Here is a 7,797-nt window from a genome sequence, read left to right on the forward strand (position 1 = left end):
CAAGTGCTATTGCGGTGGTACGGTAGAGGCCAGCCCCTTCGGGGAATTCAAAATTCAAAATGAAGGAAAATGAAAATTAGTCATTAGTCTAAACAAAGGACTAATGACTAATGACTAATGACCAATGCCCAATGCCCAATGACTAATGACTAAACTGTAAAAAAGTCTTCTTCTGCCCAAGGTGGTGCTGCATCTTTTGCAACCATTGTGAGTAAGGCGTAGTCTTTTTTGTTTACCCCTGGCGGTAATTCTTTGGGAACTCCCATCACTGTTTGGGTTTTAAATACAGTTCCGGGTTTAAGGTCAAAGAAGGGAAATTCTGGTTCTGTGCAACCTAAACAAGGCATTCCGGCGCGAGTTTTGGAGGAGACGCGGTTCCATAAGATACGGTTGCAGGAAGAATGAGTCATGGGGCCGCGACAACCCAAGTCATAAAATAGACAGCCTTTGCGTTGTCCAAATTCGGCGGTTGAGGCTTTATAGGCAAAGTGGACGTTACGGGTACAACCTGTTTGGGTATAGCTGTTAAAGAAGGTTTGGGGACGATTTAGTTCATCGAAAGCAATGTCTGCTATGCGTCCAGTAGCGATCGCAACTAATATCTGCGTAATCCAGTCGGGATGGGCGGGACATCCAGGAATATTAATTACAGGTAATCCAGCTTGTGAGAGAAAATCTTTCCCTAAAAAGCCGCCTTCTTGACGTTTGAGAAATTGTAAACCTTCCGACTCGCTGGGGTTGGGTGACATGGCGGGAATTCCTCCCCATGTGGCACAGTCTCCCACCGCTACAATAAATTTAGCAACTTTGGCGAGGTCTGCTAACCAGTCTTTCATGGCGCGATCGGCAAACCGATTCCATTCGCCTGTACCGTTGGGGGCATTAACAACGCTGCCTTCAAATACCAAGATATCTAAAGGAATTGTGCCAGAAATGCAATCTCGCAGCAGTGTTTGTAAGTTGTTGCCTAGTTCCAATCCCAAGGAAGGATGCCAAAGTAAATTGATGCCAAAGTCGGCAATTAAATCGCAGACTGTCGGTTCTTCGGCATTGAGAAATGACATGGTGTTGCCTGAACAAGCACCACCCTGTAGCCATAGTACATTAGTCATCGGCTATGCATTTTTCTATTGTTTACCATGCATGATGTAGGTGATAATGCTTGTAGAGTCTCACCTGTTTATCAATATTTATTTTTCAATTTTAAGATATTTTTTTATTTAATTCACTTTCATTAAAAAAGAATTAATCATTAAGAATAACTGAAATTACTTTGAGATTAATTTCAAGGGTTATGTCTGTTATCTATGTAACACATTTAACAAATAAAAAATAGTAAAAATAAAATTACCTTTTGTTTTTAACTCCTAACGTTCACTACTTGCAGGTGATTGGCTATCCAAATGTTAAAGACTGGAGTCCACTACTACCAACCGCAAATGCGGGTGAGGTAATGAGTATCTTAAGCCGTCAGATTTTAATACAATAACTCAATACGCTTGGGTTAAGGCTTGATCCTCCCTAACCCTCCTTAAAAAGGAGGAAATTAAGTCCCCCTTTTTAAGGGCAGGGCTGTTTCATTCCCGAAAGAGCTTTAAAAATCAAGGGTTCTAGCAATTAAAACAGTGAACAGTCAACAGTTATCAGTTATCACGGTTTAAGTGCTCAAATTTTGAAAGCGACTTCAAACACCACTTGCTTAGTTGTGGGGGACTCTGACTCCCAATTGACAATCAAATTCTTAACTGATAACTGATAACTGATAACTGTTAAAAATTGGTTATTTTGTTACCAGCGTGCCGATAAAATGAACGCCTCAAGTCATTTAATTCAAACATTTTTCCTATCTCCTCCTGGCTCAATCGCGGCAACTTGTAGATTAATATCGTCTCTATTAAACGCACTGTTAAGCCTTCGCGCACCCTATTGTTTTAGGATTTCGGTTGTGCAGCTTGCCTAACAACTTGTTCATCCAAGCCTAACGCTTGAGCTATCTGCTCAATACTTAAACCCAGCACTAATAACTGGGGTATCGTTTCTAACTTACCTTCTTGTTTGCCTTCTGCAAAAACATCTTGGTAAAATCTAGTTTGCTTTAACTCATTTGCTCCAAACATTTTTCCGATCTCCTCTTGGCTCAATCGCGGCAACTTGTAGATTAATATCGTCTCTATCAATTGTATAATTTCCCTAATAGTAGCGACATCTGGAATTTGCTGTCGGGCACTGTTGACTATTTCTATAGCTCTTGTTGTCGCAGTTGATTCGGGTTCAATAATGAGTTTAACTGTCTTGATGCCGATTGATGATGCCTCAATTGAGCTTAATTCGTCAAGATAGACGCGAGTCACTCGTTGTGAGTTGAGTAATTCTGTATATCTTTCGGTATCTCCAGTATCAACGCTGCGGTTGGGGAAGATGACAACACCACGCCAATTGTTGGTTAATTCGGTTTTGTCAAGATAGTTAAAGATTTCAGTAAATAAACGTGAGTAGAACTTTTTGTCTGGTTGAAATTGCACTTCGGCAAAATAGATGGGTAGTTCTGCTGCATTTGGGAGAAAGACGCCATCGATTCTAAACGCTAGTTGTTTGACTTCGACTGAAGAAAATTGGTAAGCACTAGCTAGCTGGGGCGGTTGGTTAATCAGTTCAAAAAAAGTGCTGGGGATACTTTGGAAGATCCGATAGAAGATACTGTCTGTTTTCAAGGTAGCTTGTTTTACAGTTGATGAACATATTTTACACTTTGACGATCCCGTGGCGACTCTTTGGAGTGTACAAAAATAGGTTGGAAAGATACTAAATATATGTATGTCAACAATTCAATAAAAAATATTTGCATTGTGTCAGATGATGATACAAAAAGTATTTTAAAAATATTAGGTGTTTAAAGCTGACATTAATATTAGCAATTCCCCAGTAGAATTTTAGAAATAGGGTGTTTTATAGTAAAAAAATTGATTGGGCATGGGGTCAACTGTTTCCCTAGTCCCTAATCCTAGTTTCAGACAAAAAAGGGGAATTCCGCCTAAAGGACTCGAAGCCTGCGTAAATCAGTATGGCCCGTGATTAGACGCGTAAAGCGTGTCTTGATCATTCATGGGTGTTGACAGACTCAATTCCCAATAGGCTAGAGTACGGCAGAGTTATGACCCCCAGCATTACAGATTCGGCGGTGAAGGCTGCGTTAGCAGCTGTTGCTTCAGAGTCAGCCTCAGCAGAAGAAAAAATCCAAATGCTGATCGAGATAGCACAGGGTTTTCAAAAAAAGCCCAAAGCTGCCCAAGACTTGCGAAATGCAGTTGGGTTATATTACCGGGCCTATGAGATGTGTGGTGAGGAGTATCCCTTACTGAAAGCCAGGGCCCAAGTGGGCATGGCAGGGACGTTACAGGCAATACCGGATGCTGACTACCAACTGCTGCTGCAAGCGAAAGTCGGTTATGAAGAGGCGTTACCGATTTTACAACAATTAGCAACGCCTCAGGAAGTAGCAGAGACGCAGATGAATTTTGGGCTGGTGTTGCAGTCGCTAGTACCATTCAATTTGGCGCGGATAACCGACAGCATCCAGGCTTATCATGAGGCGTTGCGGGTGTTTACTTGGGAAGATTACCCCCAGGAATACGCGATTTTGTATAATAATATTGCGATCGCTTACCTTTCTATGCCCCTAGCATCGGAACGGGAATACTTGCGCCAAGGGTTAGCTGTGCAATCATTTGAGGTAGCACTAAAGCATATTAATCTGATTGATCATCCTAGAGAATATGCGATGTTGCAAAACAATTTAGGTAACGCTTTGCAATATTTAGTGAGTTCCCATCCTGTGGAGAATAATTTAAGAGCGATCGCAGCTTATGACGAAGCGTTAAAAGTGCGTAACGCCAAAGATACACCTCTAGAGTACGCTAACACAATTTCAAACAAAGCCAACGCTCTATTCAACTTACCAGACGACCAGGAAAAACCAGAAGCTGGTAATCCCAATAATCTTTTGCAAGCGCGTATCTACTATCAAGACGCATTAGAAATATTTACGAAATACCAACAAATTGCACAAGCAGAGGTAGTAGCCCAAGCGCTACAAGATGTAGAAGCAGAAATAGGGAATAGGGAATAGGGAATAGGGGATAGGTTAGTTATTCTTTCTCCCTCATCTTCCCACTCCCCACTCCCCATTCCCCTAATTCCTAACAATCAGGACAAAACAGCATGAGAGATATTTTAGCCTACCCAAATGTGATAAATTTTATCACAAGTTTAGCCGATGGTGAATTGAACATAGCAACAGAAATTGTGTGGCTAATCATAGCAGCAGCATTGTCTATGGTCGGCGGTGCAATTGGCGGAATGCTATTAGCTGGGAAAGATATAGGTTATCAGTTTTCAGCAATGCTTGGTGCATTATTTGCCCCGGCGGGTGTAATTCCCGCCATCTTCTTAGGGCTTGCTGCCTTAAATTTATTGACAAACTATTAGGAGACAATATGTTAGAGATAGGGTGGTTTTCAGCCAAGTTATTTTTTAAAGGAAAGCTACTACGCGACCCAGTGTATTTTGTCAAGCAAACTACTATTGGCATTGCCGTAGGTTTCTTACTGCTAGTGTTACTTGCACAAGCTCCAATTCCCTTCTACTTACCAATAATATTATCTAGTTTAGTGACAGGCATCATTATGCCATTTCTCCTCAAAGATTTCAAAATGAAGTGATTAGTCATTGATGAATAACCAATGACAAATGACCAATGACTAATGACTAATGACTAATGACTAATGACTAATGACTAATGACTAATGACTAATGACTAATGACCAATGACTAATGACAAAAATTGAAGAATTAGTTCAGGAAATTAACCGCTTTGAGGCAATTATATCCGAGTGGGATGAAAGCCAAAGGTGTGTAGCAGTAGGTCTGAAAAGAGCAATTGAGGCTTTGCATAAAGCTGCATTGACTAATTTGATTAAAAGCCTAAAACAAGAATCAATGTCAGCTTTGCGTCATGCTGTTGCTGATGAAGTAGTGTATGCAGTGCTGCTTTATCACGAACTAGTTAAAGCGCCAAAAGCACCATTAGCACAGCGTATTCAGACAGCCCTTGAAGAAGTTCGCCCAGGTTTAAAAAGCCATAATGGGGATGTAGAACTAGTGGCAATTAAGCCACCAGATACAGTAGAAGTCAGATTAATAGGAACTTGCAGCAGTTGTCCAGCTTCTACTTTGACTTTATCTCAAGGAGTAGAACAGGCAATCAAAAACTATTGTCCCGAAATTACCAAAGTAGTTGCGGTCAATTACAACCCGATTGTTAACAACGCGAATTCTGGTTTAATCAGTCCATTCTCTTCAAAAATAACTTCTACTTGGATCAAAATGGCGACTATTGATCAAATTCCCGAATTTAGTGTATTGGCAGTACAACTTGCTGGTACTTCACTGATTTTACATCGTCAAGGTGTTACAGTAACATGTTACCGTAATGCTTGCACTCATCTAGGGTCTTCTCTAGAAAAGGGTAAGGTTGAAAATGGTATTATTACCTGTCCTTCCCACGGATTCCAGTACAAGTTAGAGACAGGTAAATGTTTGACTGTACCTGATGTTTCGCTTCAGTCGTATTTAGTAAAGATTAAAGACGATAAGGTTTTTGTGAAACTGCAAAAATGATGATGCCAAAATAACATCTCAGCAAATATACTAGGCAATTAGTCAATCACCGCTAATTTACTTTTTCATTTCAGTAGTTCGCACATTCATCTTAATGTTTTGTGCAAGCAAAATGCCTGAATGCTTTCTCAATATCCCTGAATTTATTCTCATTTGTGTAATTCAGGTAGTTATTTTAGTCTTTTAAGAAAGCAAAAGGTCATTTGACTTACTCAAAATGACCTTTAACTTACTCATTTTAGTGTTTTCCGCAAGCAAAATGAGCTTTTACTTTCTCAAAAGGTCATTTGACTTATTCATTTTGGTGTTTTCCGCAAGCAAAAGGTCATTTGACTTACTCATTTTAGTGTTTTCCGCAAGCAAAATAAGCTTTTACTTTCTCAAACCCCAGTTTGCTTTCTCATTTCAGTACATCGCGCACTCATGCCAAAAATTCGCTATGTAGCAAAAGTTACTATAGCGGTTCCCACTCAGGTGCGGTACAAAATTAATCGCAAGGTGTAGGGGCACGGCATGCCGTGCCCCTACGGGTGTACTATCTTGATTTTTTTAAGCTTGATTAATACAGAACTTGATTAGAGGTTTTAACTGAATTTGAAAAAAGCATAATGCAAAACCGTTACTGTTGTTACATGCTAATCAACATTAATGATTTTAAATAATTATCAGCGTCTATCTGCGGTTCATGGATATCCCAATCAAAATTAATCCAATATCACAATTACCGCTAGAAGCAACAGAAATTTATCAATATTTGCCTCTATCACCTCAAGGTGCAGAGGTAATTTTAGGTAACATTATTGAACCACAACAATTAGTGATACCTGTAGCACCCAGTCCCACAACAATGTTCGGGCCTCGTGCTGCTTGTTTGTTATCAGAAACAGGCCCCTTATGGGTATCAGATACAGGACATCATCGATTATTGGGCTGGCAGAATTTACCTACCAGAGATAGTCAACCGGCTGATTGGATAATTGGACAACCTGATTTTTATCATGAAGGACAAAATGCTAAAAGTACACCGGGAAGGGCAACCCTAAGTGTACCAACAGGGATTTGTGCTTGCGGCGAAGGGTTAGCTGTAGCAGATGCTTGGAATCATCGGGTTTTGATTTGGAAAAACTTACCAGAAGATAACAATGTTCCAGCAGATTTGGTGTTAGGACAAGTTAATTTTACCGATAATGAACCAAATCGAGGAAATCAACAAGCTTCTGCTAGTACAATGCACTGGTCCTATGGTGTTTTCTATTATCAAGGACGGCTATTTATTGCTGACACTGGTAATCGAAGGGTATTAATTTGGCATCAATTACCAACAGAAAATGGTCAACCTGCTGATTTAGTTTTGGGACAACCGGATATGATATCTCGCAATGAAAACGGCGGTGGTTCTGCAACCGCAGCGAGTATGCGTTGGTGTCACGATATTAGCTTTTGGGGAGAAAATCTGGTTATCAGCGATGCAGGTAATCATCGAGTAATGATTTGGCAGGGAATACCCACAGAAAATAATACACCTTGTACAGTAGTTTTAGGACAAAAAAGCTTTGATTTTGTGGAAATGAATCAAGGAGTTTATTTGCCAAGTGCTAGTAGTTTGAGTATGCCTTATGGTGTGGGAGTGGCTGACGATTGGTTAGTAGTTGCAGATACAGCTAATTCTCGTTTGTTAGGATGGAGAAAACCAAAATCAATTTTATCACTGCAAAGTTTAGTGGCAGATGGGTTAGCAGGACAAATAAATTTTCAAAGTAAAGGTGAAAATCGTAATTTTGGACTGCCAAAACGAGATAGCTTAAATTGGTGTTACGGGATAAAAATTTGTGGCAATACGGCGGTAATAGCTGATTCTGGAAATAACCGAATATTGCTGTGGCAGTTTCGTAATTCGTAATTCGTAATTTTTGAAAGTTATACCAATTCTGTATGAAGATGCGCTAAACCATATTAGGACTGAAGTATAAAAAAGAAAAACGAACCGCAAAGGGCGCAAAGGACACAAAGAAAGAAAGAAAGAAAGAAAGAAAGAAAGAAAGAAAGAAAGAAAGAAAGAAAGAAAGAAAGAAAGAAAGAAAGAAAGAAAGAAAGAAAGAAAGAAAGAAAGAAAGAAAGAAA

Annotated in this window: 8 protein-coding genes; 5 read left to right on the forward strand and 3 right to left on the reverse strand. The window is 39.9% G+C overall.

Features of this window, described 5'->3' with window-relative positions; genetic code table 11:
* Positions 1-149 precede the first annotated feature (149 nt).
* From LC586_RS38820 to LC586_RS38825, 3 genes are all read right to left on the reverse strand, one after another.
* Positions 150-1,112 carry a hydrogenase small subunit gene (locus LC586_RS38820; protein ID WP_229491132.1) on the reverse strand — a complete coding sequence of 321 codons (963 nt, stop codon included), beginning with the start codon at positions 1,110-1,112 and terminating at the stop codon, positions 150-152.
* A 657-nt stretch (positions 1,113-1,769) separates the two neighbouring features.
* Positions 1,770-1,922 carry a DUF2887 domain-containing protein gene (locus tag LC586_RS42470; RefSeq protein WP_369010556.1) on the reverse strand — a complete coding sequence of 51 codons (153 nt, stop codon included), beginning with the start codon at positions 1,920-1,922 and terminating at the stop codon, positions 1,770-1,772.
* A gap of 9 nt (positions 1,923-1,931) precedes the next feature.
* The gene (locus LC586_RS38825; RefSeq protein WP_229491133.1) at positions 1,932-2,711 is read right to left on the reverse strand and encodes an Rpn family recombination-promoting nuclease/putative transposase; all 780 of its coding nucleotides are present in this window, start codon (positions 2,709-2,711) and stop codon (positions 1,932-1,934) included.
* Between the two features lie 440 nt (positions 2,712-3,151).
* Here LC586_RS38825 and LC586_RS38830 point away from each other — a divergent pair, with 440 nt between their 5' ends.
* The 5 genes from LC586_RS38830 to LC586_RS38850 all read left to right on the forward strand — a co-directional run bounded on the left by LC586_RS38830 (position 3,152) and on the right by LC586_RS38850 (position 7,576).
* Entirely contained in the window at positions 3,152-4,126 is a 975-nt protein-coding gene (locus LC586_RS38830; RefSeq protein ID WP_229491134.1) for a hypothetical protein, read from the forward strand.
* Positions 4,127-4,218: 92 nt separating this feature from the next.
* A complete protein-coding gene (locus tag LC586_RS38835; protein ID WP_229491135.1) occupies positions 4,219-4,485 on the forward strand; it encodes an asr0689 family protein in 267 nt (88 codons plus the stop codon).
* A gap of 8 nt (positions 4,486-4,493) precedes the next feature.
* The gene (locus LC586_RS38840; RefSeq protein ID WP_229491136.1) at positions 4,494-4,718 is read left to right on the forward strand and encodes a hypothetical protein; all 225 of its coding nucleotides are present in this window, start codon (positions 4,494-4,496) and stop codon (positions 4,716-4,718) included.
* Between the two features lie 112 nt (positions 4,719-4,830).
* Positions 4,831-5,676, forward strand: a complete 846-nt coding sequence (locus LC586_RS38845; RefSeq protein WP_229491137.1) for a NifU family protein — start codon at positions 4,831-4,833, stop codon at positions 5,674-5,676.
* A gap of 685 nt (positions 5,677-6,361) precedes the next feature.
* Entirely contained in the window at positions 6,362-7,576 is a 1,215-nt protein-coding gene (locus tag LC586_RS38850) for an NHL repeat-containing protein (RefSeq protein WP_229491138.1), read from the forward strand.
* Positions 7,577-7,797: the final 221 nt, after the last annotated feature.

This window comes from Nostoc favosum CHAB5714 (assembly GCF_020829495.1).
GTDB lineage: Bacteria > Cyanobacteriota > Cyanobacteriia > Cyanobacteriales > Nostocaceae > Nostoc > Nostoc favosum.

Excerpts from the sequence above, each read along its gene's own strand:
- LC586_RS38820 (WP_229491132.1), bottom strand. The coding sequence starts at position 1,112 with ATGACTAATGTACTATGGCTACAGGGTGGTGCTTGTTCAGGCAACACC.
- LC586_RS38830 (WP_229491134.1), top strand. The coding sequence starts at position 3,152 with ATGACCCCCAGCATTACAGATTCGGCGGTGAAGGCTGCGTTAGCAGCT.
- LC586_RS38840 (WP_229491136.1), top strand. The coding sequence starts at position 4,494 with ATGTTAGAGATAGGGTGGTTTTCAGCCAAGTTATTTTTTAAAGGAAAG.
- LC586_RS38845 (WP_229491137.1), top strand. The coding sequence starts at position 4,831 with ATGACAAAAATTGAAGAATTAGTTCAGGAAATTAACCGCTTTGAGGCA.
- LC586_RS38850 (WP_229491138.1), top strand. The coding sequence starts at position 6,362 with ATGGATATCCCAATCAAAATTAATCCAATATCACAATTACCGCTAGAA.
- LC586_RS38835 (WP_229491135.1), top strand. The coding sequence starts at position 4,219 with ATGAGAGATATTTTAGCCTACCCAAATGTGATAAATTTTATCACAAGT.